At 42.2% G+C, this 19,564-nt stretch carries 17 protein-coding genes; 6 read left to right on the top strand and 11 right to left on the bottom strand.

Translation table 11 applies throughout. From position 1 onward, the window contains the following. Nucleotides 1-38: 38 nt before the first annotated feature. The gene (locus GLO7428_RS16335; protein ID WP_015189681.1) at nucleotides 39-923 is read right to left on the bottom strand and encodes a hypothetical protein; all 885 of its coding nucleotides are present in this window, start codon (nucleotides 921-923) and stop codon (nucleotides 39-41) included. 90 nt (nucleotides 924-1,013) lie between these two features. Further along, complete coding sequence (locus tag GLO7428_RS16330; RefSeq protein WP_015189680.1) at nucleotides 1,014-1,286, bottom strand: hypothetical protein; 273 nt, start codon at nucleotides 1,284-1,286, stop codon at nucleotides 1,014-1,016. A 171-nt stretch (nucleotides 1,287-1,457) separates the two neighbouring features. Here GLO7428_RS16330 and GLO7428_RS16325 point away from each other — a divergent pair, with 171 nt between their 5' ends. Further along, nucleotides 1,458-2,087, top strand: coding sequence for a hypothetical protein (locus tag GLO7428_RS16325; protein WP_015189679.1), 630 nt, complete (start codon nucleotides 1,458-1,460; stop codon nucleotides 2,085-2,087). A gap of 107 nt (nucleotides 2,088-2,194) precedes the next feature. On the opposite strand, the gene aqpZ is transcribed toward GLO7428_RS16325, so the two are convergent. Both aqpZ and GLO7428_RS16315 read right to left on the bottom strand, forming a co-directional pair. Next, nucleotides 2,195-2,968: an aquaporin Z gene (aqpZ, locus tag GLO7428_RS16320; RefSeq protein ID WP_015189678.1), complete on the bottom strand. Its 774-nt coding sequence runs from the start codon at nucleotides 2,966-2,968 to the stop codon at nucleotides 2,195-2,197. Nucleotides 2,969-3,163: 195 nt separating this feature from the next. Beyond that, the gene (locus GLO7428_RS16315) at nucleotides 3,164-4,627 is read right to left on the bottom strand and encodes an AAA-like domain-containing protein (RefSeq protein WP_196797379.1); all 1,464 of its coding nucleotides are present in this window, start codon (nucleotides 4,625-4,627) and stop codon (nucleotides 3,164-3,166) included. Between the two features lie 248 nt (nucleotides 4,628-4,875). On the opposite strand from GLO7428_RS16315, the gene GLO7428_RS16310 reads away from it, so the two are divergent. After that, nucleotides 4,876-5,172, top strand: coding sequence for a DUF3288 family protein (locus GLO7428_RS16310; RefSeq protein WP_015189676.1), 297 nt, complete (start codon nucleotides 4,876-4,878; stop codon nucleotides 5,170-5,172). 42 nt (nucleotides 5,173-5,214) lie between these two features. Here GLO7428_RS16310 and GLO7428_RS16305 read toward each other — a convergent pair whose 3' ends face one another. From GLO7428_RS16305 to GLO7428_RS16275, 6 genes are all read right to left on the bottom strand, one after another. Continuing rightward, complete coding sequence (locus GLO7428_RS16305) at nucleotides 5,215-6,624, bottom strand: MlaD family protein (RefSeq protein ID WP_015189675.1); 1,410 nt, start codon at nucleotides 6,622-6,624, stop codon at nucleotides 5,215-5,217. Nucleotides 6,625-7,165: 541 nt separating this feature from the next. Then, the gene (locus GLO7428_RS27375; protein ID WP_015189674.1) at nucleotides 7,166-9,940 is read right to left on the bottom strand and encodes an esterase-like activity of phytase family protein; all 2,775 of its coding nucleotides are present in this window, start codon (nucleotides 9,938-9,940) and stop codon (nucleotides 7,166-7,168) included. 380 nt (nucleotides 9,941-10,320) lie between these two features. Next, the gene (locus tag GLO7428_RS16290) at nucleotides 10,321-11,157 is read right to left on the bottom strand and encodes a metallophosphoesterase (RefSeq protein ID WP_015189673.1); all 837 of its coding nucleotides are present in this window, start codon (nucleotides 11,155-11,157) and stop codon (nucleotides 10,321-10,323) included. 117 nt (nucleotides 11,158-11,274) lie between these two features. Then, nucleotides 11,275-11,718, bottom strand: coding sequence for a DUF29 domain-containing protein (locus GLO7428_RS16285; RefSeq protein ID WP_015189672.1), 444 nt, complete (start codon nucleotides 11,716-11,718; stop codon nucleotides 11,275-11,277). Nucleotides 11,719-11,764: 46 nt separating this feature from the next. Then, nucleotides 11,765-13,222, bottom strand: a complete 1,458-nt coding sequence (locus tag GLO7428_RS16280; RefSeq protein WP_015189671.1) for an NAD(P)/FAD-dependent oxidoreductase — start codon at nucleotides 13,220-13,222, stop codon at nucleotides 11,765-11,767. An 83-nt stretch (nucleotides 13,223-13,305) separates the two neighbouring features. Next, entirely contained in the window at nucleotides 13,306-13,722 is a 417-nt protein-coding gene (locus GLO7428_RS16275; RefSeq protein ID WP_015189670.1) for a secondary thiamine-phosphate synthase enzyme YjbQ, read from the bottom strand. A gap of 77 nt (nucleotides 13,723-13,799) precedes the next feature. On the opposite strand from GLO7428_RS16275, the gene GLO7428_RS16270 reads away from it, so the two are divergent. The 3 genes from GLO7428_RS16270 to GLO7428_RS16260 all read left to right on the top strand — a co-directional run bounded on the left by GLO7428_RS16270 (nucleotide 13,800) and on the right by GLO7428_RS16260 (nucleotide 17,739). Beyond that, the gene (locus GLO7428_RS16270; RefSeq protein ID WP_015189669.1) at nucleotides 13,800-15,566 is read left to right on the top strand and encodes a cyclase family protein; all 1,767 of its coding nucleotides are present in this window, start codon (nucleotides 13,800-13,802) and stop codon (nucleotides 15,564-15,566) included. A gap of 183 nt (nucleotides 15,567-15,749) precedes the next feature. Continuing rightward, on the top strand, nucleotides 15,750-16,898 hold the full coding sequence (locus GLO7428_RS16265; protein WP_015189668.1) for an AAA family ATPase: 1,149 nt from the start codon (nucleotides 15,750-15,752) through the stop codon (nucleotides 16,896-16,898). A gap of 88 nt (nucleotides 16,899-16,986) precedes the next feature. Next, the gene (locus GLO7428_RS16260; protein ID WP_015189667.1) at nucleotides 16,987-17,739 is read left to right on the top strand and encodes a Uma2 family endonuclease; all 753 of its coding nucleotides are present in this window, start codon (nucleotides 16,987-16,989) and stop codon (nucleotides 17,737-17,739) included. Nucleotides 17,740-17,841: 102 nt separating this feature from the next. On the opposite strand, the gene GLO7428_RS16255 is transcribed toward GLO7428_RS16260, so the two are convergent. Further along, nucleotides 17,842-18,159: a TMEM14 family protein gene (locus tag GLO7428_RS16255; RefSeq protein ID WP_015189666.1), complete on the bottom strand. Its 318-nt coding sequence runs from the start codon at nucleotides 18,157-18,159 to the stop codon at nucleotides 17,842-17,844. A 73-nt stretch (nucleotides 18,160-18,232) separates the two neighbouring features. Here GLO7428_RS16255 and GLO7428_RS16250 point away from each other — a divergent pair, with 73 nt between their 5' ends. Beyond that, nucleotides 18,233-19,519, top strand: coding sequence for an ATP-binding protein (locus GLO7428_RS16250; RefSeq protein WP_015189665.1), 1,287 nt, complete (start codon nucleotides 18,233-18,235; stop codon nucleotides 19,517-19,519). Nucleotides 19,520-19,564 lie beyond the last annotated feature (45 nt).

The raw sequence follows: 19,564 nt of genomic DNA, 5'->3' as shown, positions 1-19,564 counted from the left end.
AGTGTACGAAGGTACACTTTGCCTAGATAGCCCCGACTTCAGTCGGAAGGCATCTTAGGTTTACCATTTTTATCCAAATAACCTTGTTGAATTAAAAACGCTCTTAAAGCCGTCGGAAAATTAGGATATTTACCAATTTCTCGATTTTCTTGATAGATAGCCAAGCCCCAGTCTGATGTGCGATCGTAGTTAGCAAGCATGAATTTCCAGCCTTCTTCATATTCGCCTAAAAGTGCCTTTTGTGCTACATATCCTGCTAAAATTCCATTCACTTCGTATTGTTCTTTTTTACTTTGGAGAAATGCTTGATACATCTCCCAAGCACGTGATTTGAGGTGCTGAGGATATCGACGAGTTACGTTATTAAACTTACCATTTGTAAATGTGTAAATTCGCGATGGCGCGAACGAACCAGCGTAAGAACTAAAAGCATAAAGAAATGAGTTATCAATAGTGATAAATTCAGTTTTTCCATCTCCATTTAAATCTTGAAAATTACCACCAATTCCATCAAGAAAGCCTGTTTCAGTTTTAACGAATTGATTATTTTGACGCGTATAAATAGTATAATTAGTACAGCAGTGCGCGCCACCGCTAAATGTTCTCACAACGACTTCAGCTACTCTATTTCCGTCTAAGTCCTGGAGAAAAACGCCACCAGTCAATCGAGTATAAGTACTAGCGGTTAGTTGCGAAATACCATTATATAAAATTTGGTATCGCAAGTTATCAATGTCGTCGAACTCTTCTTTCCTGTCGTAGCTGACAGCTACTTCTACGTTTCCAGCTTTTAATTTCTCATCCTTGAACGAAGTTGTATCATAATCAATTTCAATCTGAGTTTTAGCAAGTACTGGACTCGTAAAAGCTAATAAAGTTGAAAGAATAAAATAACGACTTATTCGCTTAATAGAAGTATTCATGATGCCAGCCAACAAACTACATAATTAGAAAATGTTGATTATTCAACGATATTCCAAAGTTATGCAATCGTCAGCTGCCAAATAAGTCAATCAGTTTTTACTTTTTTTACGCTGTGGTGGAGTGCGGTGTGCGCCAAAATATTTTTCACTACGGTAACGCAGCCAAACTCGCAACACCTGGGGAATTTGGTCTTTCTGTTCTTTAGTAAGAGTATTGTACAGTTGCAATGCGCGATCGCGTTCGTGACGACAAGCAGCATTATTGTGCGCATCCCAATAACTTCTCGCCACGCGAATCCGTCGGCAAACTTCTTTGACGAGTGCTTCTCCGGTAAGTGTAGTATCTTTGTCTTTTTTAGGCATTGATATCAACAATAAAGCCTACATATTTATCTTATGAGCTTGGCAATGGAAATCGCACAAGTCATCTTTGATTCACGGCGTTTTCTTCACACCTGCTAAGATAAACTCAATCGCTGCTTTGGTGTGCTTTTCTACAATTTCTGGGCTGAGGCGATCAATTTCTGGCATTAAATGCTAAATCAAACAGCAAGTGAATATGAATTAATTGGTGATACAGGGGAGTTTAGCGTTAAAACAAATCTCCTCACTATGCTGCTCAATATGCATGACTACAACCATCAAAATGGTACGCATCGCCCATTATTTGAAATTGAACAAGTACAGTTTAAGCAATTTCTTGACAATGGACATCACTCGCACGCCTATTTTGATATGCCGCGAAAGCCACCTAAACTACATGACATCCTTAAAAATCCTACGCTGCTCGTTTTACCAAAGACCCTCCAAGTGCATTTAGAAAACTATTTTCCATCTTTGGTAATTGTCCATGCTGAAAGTCCCATTGCGAGTATCAGAGAGTGTCATTTATTTGTTCCAGAAGCACCAAACAGAACTCGTACTTATGTTCTCATGTTTGCAAAAATCCACAATTTGTTTGCGCATCTCATTAAAAAGAATTTTTTACCTCTTGCTGAAGTGGTTGTTAAGCAAGATGCTGAGATTTTGGGTAAACTCTATGCTGATACGCCACAGCATATTAAGCTCAACAACGAAGTAGGAATGGATTGGGTACGACGCAATTTTGAGAGTTTCCCTAACGTGGTAGAACCGAATTTCACGCGATGTGTTTATGAGAAATAATAATGATTAAAGATGAAGGTAGCTAGTGACTAGCAACTAACCACTAGCAACAATATTAATAGCCTCTAGTTAGTAATATGAATGATTGCAAATGTGCGTTCTAATAACTAAACTGGCTCGCGAACTCGTGGGGGTTCTTCGACGACTGATTCGCTAAAAATTGTCAGATAAAGCCAACCAGCGAGTAATGCGCCGATGATCGGAGCTAGCCAGAACAACCAAACTTGACTTAAAAGCTCTCTACCAACAAAGATAGCTGGACCTAGACTGCGTGCAGGGTTAACTGAGGTATTAGTAACTGGAATGCTAATCAGGTGAATTAGCGTCAAGCCAAAACCAATTGCAATGGGCGCGAGGGCTTTAGGGGCGCGATTATCGGTTGCACCTAAAATAATCATCAAAAACATAAAAGTCATCACGACTTCAGTAATAAACGCCGCTGGCAAATTGTAACCGCCTGGTGAATGCACGCCATATCCATTGGTTGCTAACGGGTTAGAACCCGCAAGTGTAAAGTTAGAGTTACCACTAGCAATGAGGTAAACAACGCCAGCACCGACGATCGCTCCTAGTACTTGAGCAATGATATATGGCAATAATTCCGAACCAGGAAATCGCTTACCGGCCCATAACCCAAACGAAACCGCAGGATTGAGATGACAACCGGAAATATGACCGATCGCATACGCCATGGTTAATACAGTCAAGCCAAACGCCAGCGATACCCCAACGAAACCAATTCCTAAAGGGAAAGACGTATTAACGCCAATCGTTGAGCTATCCGTAGTGTAAGCTGCGGCAAGTACTGCACTACCACAACCCCCAAGCACTAGCCAAAACGTCCCAATAAACTCAGCAACACAACGTTTTGTTAGGTTCATTTATTAAACTCCATAGGTCTATAGATAATGACAGCTACTGAAAAGTGCTTGAACACTTTTTCATTGAATAGTTGTGTTTTGTTACTTATTTAACAGAAGTTCAAAGAACCTTTGTTCGTCTTAGACTAGATCGACAAAATAAGGAAATTATAAGAAACTTCTAAGAACAAATTTTATGTGTTGAGATATAAATTGTTAGCTGAGTTTAACAAGACTTGAGTTTTTCTTTTGAAAATATTTTTGATACAAACGACCACGTAAAATTGTGCGATCGCCTTCAGAGCGAGCAATCCCTAAACTTTCCAATTTACGTGCAATACTTGACTCTATGATAATTTCTTCTTGAGATATTAATTGCTCAACTGCCGCGAGTAATAAAGGATCGGCTTGCACTATAGACCAAATTTGTTGCAAGTGATACTGATAAATTCCCACTGACATTGTTGCTTGTTGCATCAATTGTTGTAATTGGTATGTATCAACTGAGGCGGGAGGTATTGAGGTTGTCAGGTGGTAAAACGCGAGTTGAATAAGATATGGGTGTCCGCCGACCCATTCCATAAGTTGCGCGATCAAGGAAGAATTTTCCCAAGGCAACTGATACGCTAGGGCAAGTTGTTGCACTTCCGCGATGCTAAATTCAGGAAGATGAAGCGTCATGCCAATATTTAATAGCTGATGCTCAAAATTTGCGGAAATACACGCATCACTAGAGTAGGCTAAAATTAACCGTAACTTTTGTAGGACTTCATCATACTTCACTTCTTCGTTTAGCGATCGCAGCAACAGCAAAAACTCGCGGCAAACATCAGGATATTCAAACAAACGATTGACTTCGTTCAAAGACAAAACAAACGGCTGATTTAACTGTGCTGAAAGATGATGTAAGCAAACAATAAAACTGACTTTGCTACCAAGTTCGTTATCCCAATGTTGTTCTAAGCAACATTCAATTTGTAGCTGCAAGCTAATAGTTTTGCACATCCAGCGCAACAACTTATTCAAATCTGAAAGAATGACGCGATCGGCTTGCTGAAAATCCAGATGAACAGTATGGTTGTTAAGTTGCTTAGCGTAAGAGTGAATACGTAATAGCAAAGAACTTTTACCCATTTTATGCGGTGCTTTGATCCACGTTAAACTGCCAGATTTATGCAGTTGGGCATACACTTGAGTTTGAATCGCCGAACGTTCAACATAGAATCTAGAGTTCAAAGGAAGGGGGCTACCTGGGTATTCAGGTAGATCAATTTTGGGTAGCTGCGCTTGTTGCGAACCTTTGATACAGCGATCGCCACCCACTGCATTGGTTAAATATACCGGATGATTTAAGGCTGACTGAGATTTGACCGCAAAAGGTGCAGCCTGCTCAGTGCGAATATGATAAAAATAATTAAAATCTAATGGTTCTAGTGTAAGATTGAGTGCTTGAAACACTAGGCGGATTGAGTCTTGGTCTACACCAGTTTGTGCTTGCAAGATTTTCCGCACGGTAGCAGCGTTTAATCCTTGGGGTTCGATGCGTTGCGTTTTTTCAGCGATTCGACGCGGTGTCATCTCGCAACCCTCATCCGCAGAAAGCTGCTGAATCTGAGCATACAGCTTTTGTAATCCGGCTTGCGTCAGGACTGTTCCTCGATATCGTTTTGGTTTATACAACAGTTGCTGATTCCACGTACTTTTACAACTTGAGTTAAGCAAATTGACTCGCACTTATGACTCTCTATCGTTAAGACTAGAAGGAAACAGTAAAAAACTTATAAGAGAAAAATATGAAGCCTGTAAAACATCGAGATATAGCAGGGTTCATGGAGGTTTCCGCTACCTCTTGTCGCTTTTAACCCCGACCTCTGATACCTGCTATACAATTCCTACAGAAGGTCGCTTATCGTTACTCAGTAGCAGTTATGTCAGAAGTAAAAAATAAAGACCAACAGCATCCGCTCTATAATCGCGATCGCGCGCTGATTAATACTTTACTAACCGCAGCACCTACAGACTTGAATCTTGCTGAACTTGCAAGAATGCGCATTCGTTACAACGGCTTTCCTGGTGCGCGAGATCTCCAAGCCGACTTAGATAAAATTATGCAAACATGGAATCTTACCGAAGCCGAACTTTTTGAGAAGACGCGTCAACTACACGCTGCCAAGTCAGTTTATACAAATTTTGGTAACAAAAGCGAAACCGAGGATTGGAGTTAATAGCGCTTGACTGAAAGTTGGCGATCGCGATTGTTCTATCAACTACTGCGGAAATAGCTCAAGCGAACTTTCGTGCGAATCGAAATCTTGGGGGTTAGGTAAAACTTGCGTACCTGCTGTTTTTGCTGCATCTGATGAGCGTTCTAACAAATCTTCAAGACTTTGTAAAGTGGCGATCGCTGAACTATCAACTGCAACATCTTCACCTTTAGCTGAAGCTTCAGGATTTTTGAGTTTTGCGTTTTTCACTGTGTCGGATACAGAATCTAAAGTTTGTGCGACTTCGATTTGCTGCTGCAATTGATCGGTAGAAGAGACTAAACCACTCAAGCCATTAATAAGTCGCCGCACGTTTTCACGAAATGCGGGATCGCCTGTGAGTTCATCGAGATCTGATGTAATTTTTTGGGCATTCTCAAATGTGACTCGCGCCGAATCTAACGTTTGTTGTAGTACGATAAGGTTAGTAGGAGTATTTAACGCATCGGAAATATCACGTAAATTTGCGGATGCTTGCGCAGCATTCGCCGATAATGCTTCTAAGTTTTGAATTAATTCTCCTTGGGTGAAGCGATTAACCGTCGGTGAAAGCGCCCCAACTGTGAGGCGTAATTGTTCGCTGCTTTGGTCAATGTTTTCTAACACGCGCACAAGCGTTGTGCGGTTTGTTGTGACTAAATTATCAAGATTATTGACAAGGCGATTGACTTGTGCTGTCGTTAACCGAATTTGATCCGCAGTTGCACCAAATTGCGCCGCTGTCTTTGTTGTAGAAGCGGTAATTTCATCGGCGGCGCGTTGTACCGAGTTAGCCGTTGCTGATAGGCTACCAATTTGTTGTTGCGTAGCGCGTGTCAAGCTAGAAAGTTCGCGCGTCAGTTGGGCTACTCCAGCGGCTGCTTGCGAGGCGTTTTTTGTTGCTTCATTAACCGTGTTGACGAAATTAGGGTCGCTATAAGCCGTTGTAAAACGCGTAGTCGCAGAAATCAATTGATCGAGGCTAATGCCAATTTCACCTTGTAAACGCGCACCATTACAGACAATTAGCGTGCGATCGCAATTCGGATCGAGCGGTAGCGCACTCACCGCGTTTGAGGGTAACGATGCTTGGGGTGTAATATCGATACTGACTTCACTAATCAATCCTGATTGGTTCGCGGCAATTTGAACATCACGCGGAATAATTAAGTTTGCTGGGGCGATTTCGACATCGACTTCTACACCATTAGGACCAGGGCGAATCGCAGCGATATTACCGACATTGACACCACGATAGCGGACGACACCGCCTTCTTGCATTCCACCAACATTCGCAAACTCAATGATAGCGCTGTAGCTGCGTCTACCAATTGTGACTCCTCGTAGCCACAAAACCAAACCGACAAATAACCCTACTCCTAGTAGTAATAATAGTCCTACAGAACCTTCTCGAACTGAGCGCGATCGCTGCATCTTTTTATCCCCCTGCCCCTACTGTAAACTGCGTTACACTATTTTGAATTTTAGGTTTTAAATTTGAAACACTTTCTAAGGTCGAGTTTGGTTCACGAGTTTTATTTTCTGACGCAACAAGAAGGTTGCTAAAGAAAAGTTTTTTGACAATGATTATAGGTCATTGCTCTGTAGCCCAGATGAATCTGGTGCTAATTTCCTAAGATGCAGCAACACAGTTTATGAGGAGTAAAGTTGAAGCGCTTGTCTAAATCTGGTCGCTTAGTAGCAGTTTACATCTATGGGGATGTTCAATATTCGCTTATTTAATCACAATTTTAGCAAAAATGGCGATCGCTGCCTCGTTATACCATGTCACTTTGAATTTACTACAAATAAGGCAGCAGAGGAGCTTCAGGTGCAGAGGAGAAATGATTTGTAGTTTTTATTTGGTGAAATGGTATTACACAAAGTCTAAATACTAACAAAGTGACAAAGAGTAACAGCCTTGTGACTTATAGCCTCTTTGTCACTCTATTAGTATCAATAAAATCAACGCTTTTTATGCTGTTGGCGTATCATTTGATAACAAACCTACACCGAGTAAAGGATCAGCCGCAGTCAAAGGATAAAGACGCTGCGCGACTTCAAAGCCGGTTCCAGGAAAGTCGGTAAACAAACCATCTAGCCCCAGACTAAAGAATTGCTCGTATTCTAACTCTGGATTACCTTGATAATCAGGAGCTAGGAAAAAGTCTTCATTGCGGAAAGTGTAAGCGTGAACGAGTAATCCTGCTGCATGGGCGTCATCAATCAGCGATGTCGGCGATTGCAATCTTCCTGCTGCATCAACCGGAACAATCAACCGCTTAGAAGGACCAATGCCATCCGCATAAGTTGCAATATTTGTCAACTCATCAGGAGTTGTTAAATCGAGATAAGTACGCGGATCGCCACTTACAGTAAAATCATACGGTTGTCCGCTATCGCCGAGTAGCTGAATTAAAGGAACATTTGTTAATTCATCAAGTTGTTTGAGATTGGCGGTTTCAAAAGATTGAATGAACACAGGATCGTCGTGATCGCTATAGCCATTCGCATCCAGAATCTCGACAAGTGGTTCTTCAAGCGATAGCCCGATACTATCAAAATAAGTAGGATGCTTAGTTTCAGGATAGATACCAATCGTACGCCCAACTTCGGCGCTTTTACGCTGCGCTAAGTCGATAATTTCTTGCAGCGTGGGAACTTCGTATAAACCATCGTATTCGGTGCTGCGGAGTTCAGGTAAACGTTCTTTAGCGCGGAGAGTCTTCAGTTCGGCTAAAGTAAAGTCTTCGGTAAACCAACCAGTGATTTCTTCCCCATCAATGAGTTTCGTTGTCTGGCGATCGGCAAATTCGGGGCGATCTGCGACATCTGTCGTTCCAGAAATTTCGTTTTCGTGACGCGCGACTAATACACCGTCTTTAGTGGCGACGATATCAGGTTCGATGTAATCAGCGCCTTGATCGATGGCTAATTCGTAAGCGGCTAAAGTGTGTTCTGGACGCAAACCACTCGCGCCGCGATGACCGATAATCAGGGGACGGGGTGCAGTACTTACAAAATCAGAAATAGAAATCGTACCCGCATCAACTCCTTCTAAGATAGCGAGTGGCGTTCCATCTTTGAGGCTAATTGTTGTATCACTTCCGGTTTGGGCGATCGCCAAATCAACAAAAGCTAAACCCGCACCTAAACCAATAATATCAACATCCGCTTGAAAGTCGCGAATGGTATTAGGTGATGCAGGAGTTTCGCCAGCGACAATCCAAAATTGATCTGAACCATCACCACCTGTAAGAATGTTATCACCAGTACCCGCAAATAGTTGATCGTCACCATCACCACCGAATAAGGAATCGCCACTACCTGCAAACAAAGTATCGTTACCCGCACCACCGTAAAGCCGATTATCGCCACGTCCTTGGGAAGCATCGAGGATATCGTTACCGTCACCGCCAAACAAGCGATCGCGGATACCTGCTAGTAATTCATCATTACCGCTGTCGCCATACAAACGATTGTCGCCTTGTCCTGCGGTAGCATCTAGAGTATCGTCACCCGCACCACCGAATAAAGTATCGTTGCGCGTTGCAAATAATTCATCATCATTGGGAGTACCAAAGCGTAAATTATTGCCTGCGATCGCACTAATTCCGACGCGTGGATCGAGATTTAGTGGTTGATCGAGTTTCAATACTAAAATTTCGTTGTTGTCGGATTCTGTGTCCGAACGTCCACCTGTCGCCGGATAATTATTGTCGTTAGCAACAACAATTGTATTTTCATCGATTACCAAAACATTTTCGATAGTGACGAATGGGAATGTAAATGTTGTACTAGAGTCAGCATTTAGATCTTGCGGGTCGCGAATGTTTAACAAATCGCCAATTTCTTGTTTTGCGACATAACCATTCGCATCTTGCTGCGACAAATCAACTTTGTAAATCTTCTTGAATTGCGCTTCGTCTCCACTTAAATTATCGCGCTCGATTACCAAGTATTCGTTTTCATTGATAACAGCAAAATCGCCAATCGCATTGTCTGGATTTTCTTTGCGGTAATAGCCTTTAATACCAGTAAATTCTTTCGCTGCTAAATCGAATTCATAAATTCGCAACGCATCTTCTGGATCGCCTGTTACACTTCCTTCGAGTAAAGCGTATAGCTTTGTTTTATCGGGAGTAATGGCTAAACCTTCGTAACCTCTAGAACGATTTAGATTTGCCGTTGCATCACCTGCTAACACATCAGGGTTGTCAGGCGATCGCACAAAATCACCGTTAAAATCAGGTGTCGGAATTGGTGCATCTAAAAGTTTCCCTGTTTGGTCGAAATGCAATAAATAAGGTCCAAATTCTTCGCCTACCCAAAGCGTACCATCCGCCGCAACGACAAACGATTCTACGTCAAAATCAAAGCCAGTTAGAAGTCGGGCGTTTGTATCTTCGTTTTTGATAGGAAATGGTATTTTATTATCAGGATCGGCAAGTTGAATAAAGTTCAAAACATCTACGCTTCCGTCTTTATTTTCTAATCCGCGAAAACTCGGATCAACGCGGTAGATACGTAGCAGATAATCTTGACTATTTAACTTGCTTCCAAAGCCATTGTCCGAAAGAAACCAAAAAGAATTTTCGTCAGCAAATTGAACTGCACTAAATCCTTGAACTGGCTGTCCAGGAAATCGCGGTTCCGATCTGAGCGAACCATCATCATTATATTGTCCTGATGGCGGTCCTTCGGCAAAAGTATCTGCGGATAATTTGGCAAAACCTTGGAGTTGCAGCATCGTTCGACTCCCCTCCTAGAACGAATTTTAGACTAGGGAAATGACTACACAATTCCCCTAATTAACGCACAGCAAAACAGGACTAAACGTCATACAGTGTGACAAACAATCCACATCAAAAGACATAGGTAAAGACTTTCAATTTCAGGAGATGGGATGTAGCAACTGTGCTAGTCCTGATTATTTAATTCGGCTTTCAATTCTAAAACTAAAATGAAAGCATAAAGCCTGCGATCGCCTTTGGCGCTGCGCTACGCGCTATCGCGGCACTAACAATATCTCACTCTATTGTTAAGAACTGACTAACTCTGCGTTAATAGACTGCCATAATTTAGTTAATGAGCGCTTAGTGAATTTCTCATCACTCTTCCACTCTTCTACTAGCCACCAGTCACTAAAGTAATCACAGTCACTTCTGGAGGACAAAAAAAGCGTCCAGGAAGGTACGTTCCCAAGCCACGATTGACATACAACTGATTTTCACCAACACGATGATAGCCTTGCGCCCATTCCCAATGTCGAACAACTTTGGCGCATTCTTTTTGCATAAATGGTACCCAACGCCGCATTTCTTTGGGAAGGCTACGCCGAAAGTCTTTGTATACAGATATAGCAGGTCCCATGCCAGGAATGGTAAACTGACCGCCATGTGTATGACCGGATAGTTGCAAATCAACGCGCCATTTTTTCAAGACTTGGGCGGTATCAGGATTGTGTGATAGAACAATGCGGGGTATGTTGTTGTCGAGTTGACGCATGACAGGTTTGACTTTAAACTCTTTTGACCAGTAATCGGCAAGTCCGACAATCGGTAATCTCGTACCTAAAGGATAAGCAATTTGATTCCAGAGAACATCAATATCAATGCAACTCAGTGCTTTGGTAATTTCGGCTTGCGATTCGGGGTAATAAATATCGTGGTTTCCGAGTACCGCACAAATTCCCGCGCGACTTTGTAGGTGTTTCAGTCGCAAGACGAGTTGATGTATTGGGGTAGGATCGTCGGTGACGTAATCGCCTGTGAGAACAATAAGATCCGGTTCAACTTCGTTGCTGGCGGCGATCGCTTGCGCTAACATTTCTTCGGACAGTCGCAAGCCATCGTAGTGGAGATCCGAAAGTTGCACTAGCTTTGTTCCCTGTAAGGAGGGAGGAAGATCGGCGATCGCAACTGTTAATTTCTCTACACTCAAAGATCCAGATAACAGCCAGTGCATATAGCGTTAATTCACTCCTTGTTTGGTAGCGCTTCCAGCTTATACCGTTTTATCTTAAGGTTGCTACTAGGGGGAGTAGAGGTGCAGAGGAGATCTGAGGGGCTATAAGTTTAAGTATTACTGTAACCAAAACTCTTCAGATAATATTGCCTCAACATCGCGGCGGAACTCCCAATGTTCGGGGAATAAAACTTTGGCATATTCGAGTTTGACCTGTGATAAAGCATACTGCCAGCACTCATCAAAAACATCTGTAAAGTATTTTTTCAGGCTAGGAGATTGCTTTAATTGAAGTTGTAGCTGTCTGCGTTGTTGTTTGATTGTTAATTCCCAACCACGATTATCATAGGCAGAATCGAGATAGATGCGCTTGAGTAGATGTGAAAGCAATACTTCTAACCTGTGGATCAGTTCTCGCTGTTCACTTTTGCCCAAAGCTATAATTTCCTCAATTAAGTTTTCCCAGTCTAGGTTGTCAACATCACGTACTTTTAGTTTGGCTGCGGTATCCTCTAGCCATAAATTGAAATCTCGATCGTATAGTTTTGATTCAGTTTGCATGACGACATGGCTTTCCCTTAGCTATCGGTGTAATTATGCGAAATTGCTACAGCGATCGCAGCAAGCGAAACATTTTTTCTAATAAGCCTTGCAGCGTGTGATTTTTTTCGTATTTCTCTTGCGTTCGGGCAAAAGCAGCTTTACTGACGACTTCGGCAAGTGTTGGGTAAATATGAATCCCTCCTAAGGCAGAAATCTTCAGGTTATGCGACATTGCTAAAACAATTTCATGAATTAATTCGCCTGCGGCTGCACCAACGATGTGCGCGCCGAGAATTTCGCCGTTGCGTTTTGTGATGATTTTGGCAAAGCCTTGCGTTGCAGCTTCGGCTTGGGCGCGATCGACGTCTGCATATTCTTGTATAATCACGTCAATATTGTTACCGTAACGCTGTCGCGCTTCAGCTTCGGTTAAACCAACGCGGGCGAGTTCAGGATCGGTAAATGTCGCCCAGGGAATGACGCGATAATCAACTTTGAGAATCGGTAGGAATAAGGCATTTCTGATAATCACATTGGCTTCGTGGCTAGCAACATGAGTAAATTGATAACCACCAATCACATCACCGCAAGCGTAGATTCGAGGGTTTGTTGTTTGCAGTTTGGCGTTGACGCGAATTCCTTTTTGATTGCCTTGCTGATTGTAACCTGCGGCATCTTTTTGTTGGAGTTCAACACCTGCGGCTGCTAAATTTAAGGATTCTACATTTGGATTGCGCCCAGTCGCAACCAGAATTTGATCGACGGCAATTTTTTCATTTTCGGTAATTAAGTACTTTTGACCATTGACAACTTCGACACGTTCCACTCGTGTTTTTGTCAGAACGCGAATTCCTTCGGAAATGAGTTGCTGCTGTACTACGGCGGCGGCTTCGGGATCTTCTTTGGGTAAAAGGCGATCGCTACTACTAATAATCGTAACTTGAGAACCTAATCGCGCAAAAGCTTGTCCTAATTCACACCCGATAGGTCCACCGCCAATAATACCTAAAGTGTCGGGGCGATCGGTAATTTCAAAAACTTCTTCGTTTGTAATGTAACCTGCTGCTTGTAATCCAGGAATTGAAGGAATTGCAGGGCGCGAACCTGTAGCAATAACGAAGGATCTTGCGCTTAAGCGACGATTATTAACGACAAAAGTGTGTGGATCGACAAATTCACCACTACCGAAAATCACTTCAGCACCTAAAGATTCAAATCGCTGGGGTGAATCGTGCGGTTCAATTGCGGCGATCGCACTTTGCACGTGTCCAATTGCTTTAGCAAAATCAATTTTGTTATCGTTACAATGAATTCCAAACCGCGAGGCGTGTTTGACTTCGTAGGCGACACGAGATGCATGAATTAAAGATTTACTCGGAACGCAACCATACCATAAACAATCACCACCTAGGCGATCGCGTTCGACTAAAGCAACTTTGGCTTTGAGTGCAGCAGCAACTCCCGCAACGACTAAACCACCCGAACCACCGCCAATCACAACGACATCGTATTCTACTGCCATAATGTTTACCAATTCGTCTTTATTTATTCTCTCTGCCCCTCTGTACCTCAGTGTGGGCAAGGCACTGCCTTGCCCCTCAACCCTCACTCTCCATAAATTGTGACAACGACTTTGCGCTGGCGTGGTTTGATATCACATTCTAAATGAAAGATTTGTTGCCAAGTACCTAACTCTAGCTTGCCATTTTGCACGGGTACTGTTAACGATGGACCTAGCCATGTAGCTTGCAAATGCGAGTGTCCATTGCCATCATGCCACATTTGCTCGTGTCCGTATTCGCGACTTGGTGGAATGAGTTTATTAAGAAGTTCGGGTAAGTCACGCTGCAATCCTGGTTCAAATTCAATCGTACCAATCGAGGCGGTACTACCCACATTAAATACGTGCGCCATTCCGGTTTTGATTCCCGACTTTTTTACAATCGAGTTAACCTGATCGGTAATATCATGCATATCCCCGTGTGTTTTAGTCGATAAAGTAATGTGGTTTTGATAAATCATGCTTAACTGACAAAACTACTAAAAATTCCATTCTGGCGCAATCCTATGCTTATGCACCTAGCAATTACCAATTACCAATGATCCTAGACTCAGCCAAATTGTATTTACTGAAAGAAGTTGCACCCTTAGCTAACGAAATTGATACTCACCCTGAAATCTTATTCAAAGCCCTCAGAGGATTAGGTAATCTAGGTTTACTTGCTCTACGAGTACCGCCACAATGGGGTGGAGTTGGTATCAGCGATCAAGATTTTGCAAGTTTTCAAGAATTGGTAGCTAGGTATTCTGGTGCATTAGCTTTTTTGCAAACACAACACCAAAGCGCTGCGGGGATGTTGGTACAAAGCAGTAATTCTCGGCTACAGCAAGCGTATCTTCCACGCATAGGTAACGGAGATGTTTTACTTGGTGTCGGTTTTTCACATATTCGACGGCTAGGAAATCCCACAATCGCGATACCTGTAACCGGAGGCTATCAAATTGATGGATTTGTTCCTTGGGTAACGGGTTGGAATTTGTTTGCTGAGTTTATCGTTGCTGCAACTTTACCTGATGGTGGTGCTGTTTTTGGGATTGTACCTTTTGTAGAGACGCAACAAGCTACAGGTGGTGCGATCGCTTTTAGCCCTCCAATGCAACTCGCCGCTATGCGATCGACCAGTACGGTCAGCGCGACTCTTACTCAGTTCTTTTTATCAAGCGATCGCGTCGTCTTTGTGAAACCTGCGGGGTGGATTCATAATAACGATATCAAAAATGTGCTGCGCGCAACTCCATTAGCTATAGGTTGTGCAATGGCGGGGTTGGATATTGTCAAAGCAACAGCACAAACGAAATCTTTAGCTTTTATTGATAAAGCTTTTACGGCGTTAGAACGAGAATTGAACGAATGTCGAGAGGCGATCGCCCAAGCACAACATACATTTACACAAAAAGTACAACTGCGCGCCTGGGCTATTGATTTAGCAGTACGTACCGCACACGCAGCGGTGACAGTTTCGAGTGGTAGTGCCAATGATACCGCGCATCCAGCACAACGAGTGTATCGCGAAGCGCTAGTATATACAGTTTCAGGACAAACTCCTGCAATCATGGAAGCAACTTTAACGCAATTAACTTCCCCACCGCGATATCACTCAAAAAAGCGTCAAAACATCTCCTATTCGCAAGTCATTCATCTCAGCCATGTAATTCATCCTGATATTCCTCAATGGCTAGGCGATCCGCCTGTGGAATTTGAAACTGTTGCTGAGTTGCATCAAGATGGTTATTACCTCCGGCGTTTCGCTTTCGGCGAACACACTGCAACGCATATCAACGCGCCTAAGAGTTTTTACGCGGATGGAGTAGGAATCGATCAATATCCTGCGGATCTATTAGTTGTTCCTGCGATTGTGTTGAATATCCAAGCACAAGCCGTAAATCCTGACTACACGCTGAGCGTTACTGATATTTTAAATTGGGAGCAACAACACGGTGTAATTGATCCTGGATGCGTGGTGTTACTGTATACAGGATGGCAAAACAAGTGGTGGGATAAAGCCGCATTTCTCAATGCTGATACATCTGGCAATCTTCATTTTCCAGGATTTAGCTGCGATGCAACGCAGTTTTTACTACAACGACAAATTGCCGGTGTAGGAATTGATACACATGGTGTCGATTCTGGACAAGATACCACGTTTGCAACGAATCGTTTAATACTAGAAAGAACAAGAATTGTCTTAGAAAATTTAACGAATCTCGATCAATTACCTGTACGTGGATCTACGTTAGCGATCGGTATTTTACGCTTACAAAATGGTTCGGGTTCGCCTGCTGCGGTGATGGCATTCGTTCCATAATTGCAAAGTAATTTTATAAGGTTCGCACTTTCTTCATCAAGTTTCATCGATTCTTCATTGTTGACTCCGTATATTCCCTATAGTTGTGGTGCTAGCATAGCTTTTAAATGATAATGAAGCTCCAATTATGGAGTGATTTATCGCAAAATATACTGAACTTGTTATTGTTTAAAATCTCTAACTATGCCTGCAACATTAGAATATAATTTTGTTCATGATTTCACTCATTTTGAGCAGCACGTCGCTAAAATCTTTCACAAACACGGTTGGACTGTTGAAACTGCTAAACCTAATCAACCTGGATACGATTTAGTTGTTAAAAAAAATCATTGTGTTGCGGCTGTACAAGTTAAATGGCTGAAAAATAATGCAACATCAACACAACTATCAAAGTTTGCCGATTATCTAGATTCTCCTGAAGGTAAAAAGTTTAATGCTGGTATTTTTCTCACTACAAAAGGTTTCGGCGGTCCAGCGCGTGCTTTAATAAAATCTTGGGGTCAAGATACTAAAATTCGCTGTGGTGTTGCGACAGAAAGTAGTTTTAACTTCATTAACGGCGACGTTGATGTATCGTCCTCACCTGAACCACCCAAGCCTGGCAAAATTTATTTTGGTGTTTTTACGTGTAAAGGTGGTGTAGGTAAAACAACAGTTGCAGCGCATTTAGCAGGTGCATTTGCGTTACAAGGTTTCAACGTAGCTTTAGTAGATTTAGACCCTGAAGAAAATTTACAAAAGCTTGTCGGTGATGGTGTTTATGTTCCTAATCCTAAAGGAGTGGGGACAACAATTGAAGTATTTAAGGGCGAAGATTGGCATGAGGATGCTGCGCGTGATGCCAAGATTGTAATTTTTGATTGTTCGCCTGCAATGGAAAGAAATCACTCTGAATTAGTAGCAAAATTTGATTATTGCATTATTCCCACAACTTTAAATCCTTTGGGCATTAATAAGCATGGAAAAGTCATTCAACAGACTGTAAAAGACATACGTAGAATTAATAGAAGTGCCCATTTATTTGTATTAGTTAATAATTTTAAAGATCCTGGATACCGACGTTTGCAGATTTTGAGAAGAGCTTATGCAGATATTTATAAAGAAACGAGTAAAATAGACGATAAGTTTCACTGTATTGACCCTGAAGAAGTTTGTATTCGTGCTAGCGATCTTCTTTATTACTGGGGTATTCATATTCTGGAAAGTCCAGATCATCCCCGTAGTGAATTAGCATTTAACTTAATTGGTGGAAGATGCTATCCGCGTGAAGATTTTATTAACTTAGCCGATTATATCGAGCAGAAAGCGGGAATTGGAATTTTGAGAGACTAATTGAGGAGGAAGGCGATCGCTTTCCTCAACGTTCGTCATGTAATATAAATGTACTAACGATGCAATCTTAGCAGGGGAGAGTTTTACGATGTCATCTACTGAAGAAAAGACAATCTCCCAAGATGCGGGGTGGGATTGGGAACCGCCGATGCCGCCTACTGATTTGATATTCGATGATGGTGAACCCTTGGAAAGCAATCGTCACCGTATTGCAATGGATGTCTTGATTCGATCGCTAGAACAAGCTTGGTCGGAGCGCAATGACTTTTTTGCAGGCGGTAATATGTTTATTTACTATAGCAGCACTCAAGCACGCAATCGTGACTTTCGTGGACCAGATTTTTTTGTTGTTTTAGACGCTGATGGTACAAAATCGCGTCAAGGTTGGGTAGTGTGGGAGGAAGATGGGCGATATCCAGATGTCATCGTAGAGTTGATGTCGCCGTCAACTGCGGAAGTAGACAAGGTAACAAAGAAAGAGATTTACGAACGCACGTTTAGAACGCCAAATTATTTTGTGTACGATCCTTTTAATCCGAGTTCGCTACAAGGATGGCAATTAGATGCTAGCCATCGCTATCAGCCGTTAGAAGCAAACGAACGCGGATGGCTGTGGTGTGCAACTTTGGGTTTTTGGTTAGGTATTTGGGAGGGAACTATACAGAGAGAAACTGCACCTTGGTTGCGTTTTTTTGATAGTTCTGGCAATTTAGTTTTGTTACCCGAAGAAGCAGCACAGGTAAAAGTACAACAAGCTACTCAACAAGCCGAACAAGAACGTCTAAAAGCTGAGCGCTTGGCAGCACAACTAAGAGCATTAGGAGTAGAACCCGAAGTGTGAGATCATGTCTAGTTAAAAGCTTATCATTAAGGTAGCAGAGGAGAAAGTTTTTGGGCTTTAGAATTAGAACTCGTTAGGCGAACTTGAGATGATCGTCTAACTTTAGGCTGCTCCTAATTGACTTACCATGATGACTAGCGTGAGAACTCCCAACGTCAGCATTAATCCCGCTGGCATAAACTTGCGTGTTTTTACGAATCTAATTGTAAATACAACGACTAAGATAGCTGTAATAGCCAGTGCTAAAGTAAAGCCCCAAGCTTGTCCTTGTAAATAAAAAACTCCCCCAGCAATGAGCAGTAAACCGCTAATGATTCCCGAAATTAAAGATGCCGTACTCCGAGCTTGCGTGTAACCGATAATACCGCCAATGATGGCAATGGTTCCATAGGCGATCGCTGCAATAATAGCTATATTCATTGCTTATTCTAAAATTATCGTTAACTATCGGCAGACAATTTACCATAACTGAGGTAGATTGCTGAATTTATTCATGGATACGCACGTCAGTCACTCAATTCAAACCCTAAGATGTCAAGCAGCATCGTTGCTACTATATCAATCTGTGCTGCATAACGAAGTTGGTCAAGCTTTTTTACACTTATTACAGTCACTAAGTAACGGTGTAAATAAAATTAATTGTCTTCAAGCGTATGGCAATTACTTCAAAGCTTTAGCTGCAAGTAACCAAAGTTGGCAAGACTACCTCATAGCGCAAATTCTACGCGATGATAATCCCTTCTCACAACAAGTTCAGCAAACAGAAACCTTACCACCAGCCCTCTTAGCCGCAGCTAAGCAAGATTTACAAGCGTTGCAGAGTCTTTATCAATGTAGTAGCGATACTTTGAGTCAGTGGGTGCAAGTTGTCACAGGATTACAAACGCCACTTGCAGTATGGGATACTCAAACGCAAGAAACTTATGAAATTCCCTTCCACCAAACAGCAAATTGGGAAACTCTTATATCAGACTTAGCTGTTTATTACTCTAGATTTGGTTCAGGTTTATTTGCAAATCGTGCTTTACGTTGGCAAGCTGGAGAATTTGTTGGTATTTCACATCCAGATTCGATTCAACTTGATCAACTTGTAGGTTATGAACTGCAAAAAGAAACTTTGCTCAACAATACTGAGTTTCTTTTATCTGGATATTCTGCATTGCACGTACTACTTTATGGAAGTCGCGGTTCGGGAAAATCTTCGTTAGTCAAAGCATTGTTAAATCACTATCAAAAGCGCAATCTGCGTTTAATTGAAGTTGCTAAGTCGGATTTAAAAGATCTACCGGAAATTGTTGAAAAATTGCGGAATCTACCGCAGAAGTTTATTATTTTTGTTGACGATCTTTCGTTTGAGGAAGATGATGACGCATTTAAAGCTTTAAAAGTTGTTTTGGAAGGTAATTTAACTGCGCGATCGCAAAATGTTGTAGTTTATGCTACCTCGAATCGCCGTCATTTGATTCGAGAATTTTTTGACGATCGACCACGGGCTAGAGATCGTGAAGAGGTTCATGTGTGGGATACTATGCAAGAAAAGTTGTCGTTTAGCGATCGCTTTGGTTTGACTTTGACTTTTGAACCCGCAGATCAGAAAACATACTTGAGTATCATTCGTCATCTCGCGGCGCAAGCAGGAATTTCCCTGTCTCAAGAAGATTTAGAATATCGTGCATTGCAATGGGCAACACGGCATAATGGACGATCGGGACGTACCGCACGACAGTTTATTGATTTTCTTAAAGCCGAATTAGCGGTTTTTGGTTCTTCTCAAGCCTAATCTATCTGTTAATCTGGATGCAGTTTCATAACCATTAAGATAAGC

The sequence above is a fragment of the Gloeocapsa sp. PCC 7428 genome (assembly GCF_000317555.1).
GTDB lineage: Bacteria > Cyanobacteriota > Cyanobacteriia > Cyanobacteriales > Chroococcidiopsidaceae > Chroogloeocystis.
The sequence above is the reverse complement of the archived record's forward strand: the minus strand, read 5'-3'. Positions and strand labels throughout refer to the sequence as shown.

Bases quoted from the DNA above. Each gene is read 5' to 3' on its own strand.
- GLO7428_RS16260 (WP_015189667.1), top strand. From the start codon at position 16,987: ATGTCATCTACTGAAGAAAAGACAATCTCCCAAGATGCGGGGTGGGAT.
- GLO7428_RS16305 (WP_015189675.1), bottom strand. From the start codon at position 6,624: ATGCAGCGATCGCGCTCAGTTCGAGAAGGTTCTGTAGGACTATTATTA.
- GLO7428_RS16290 (WP_015189673.1), bottom strand. From the start codon at position 11,157: ATGCACTGGCTGTTATCTGGATCTTTGAGTGTAGAGAAATTAACAGTT.
- GLO7428_RS16310 (WP_015189676.1), top strand. From the start codon at position 4,876: ATGTCAGAAGTAAAAAATAAAGACCAACAGCATCCGCTCTATAATCGC.
- GLO7428_RS16335 (WP_015189681.1), bottom strand. From the start codon at position 923: ATGAATACTTCTATTAAGCGAATAAGTCGTTATTTTATTCTTTCAACT.
- GLO7428_RS16285 (WP_015189672.1), bottom strand. From the start codon at position 11,718: ATGCAAACTGAATCAAAACTATACGATCGAGATTTCAATTTATGGCTA.
- GLO7428_RS27375 (WP_015189674.1), bottom strand. From the start codon at position 9,940: ATGCTGCAACTCCAAGGTTTTGCCAAATTATCCGCAGATACTTTTGCC.
- GLO7428_RS16325 (WP_015189679.1), top strand. From the start codon at position 1,458: ATGCTAAATCAAACAGCAAGTGAATATGAATTAATTGGTGATACAGGG.
- GLO7428_RS16275 (WP_015189670.1), bottom strand. From the start codon at position 13,722: ATGATTTATCAAAACCACATTACTTTATCGACTAAAACACACGGGGAT.
- GLO7428_RS16265 (WP_015189668.1), top strand. From the start codon at position 15,750: ATGCCTGCAACATTAGAATATAATTTTGTTCATGATTTCACTCATTTT.
- GLO7428_RS16280 (WP_015189671.1), bottom strand. From the start codon at position 13,222: ATGGCAGTAGAATACGATGTCGTTGTGATTGGCGGTGGTTCGGGTGGT.
- aqpZ (WP_015189678.1), bottom strand. From the start codon at position 2,968: ATGAACCTAACAAAACGTTGTGTTGCTGAGTTTATTGGGACGTTTTGG.
- GLO7428_RS16270 (WP_015189669.1), top strand. From the start codon at position 13,800: ATGATCCTAGACTCAGCCAAATTGTATTTACTGAAAGAAGTTGCACCC.
- GLO7428_RS16250 (WP_015189665.1), top strand. From the start codon at position 18,233: ATGGATACGCACGTCAGTCACTCAATTCAAACCCTAAGATGTCAAGCA.
- GLO7428_RS16255 (WP_015189666.1), bottom strand. From the start codon at position 18,159: ATGAATATAGCTATTATTGCAGCGATCGCCTATGGAACCATTGCCATC.
- GLO7428_RS16330 (WP_015189680.1), bottom strand. From the start codon at position 1,286: ATGCCTAAAAAAGACAAAGATACTACACTTACCGGAGAAGCACTCGTC.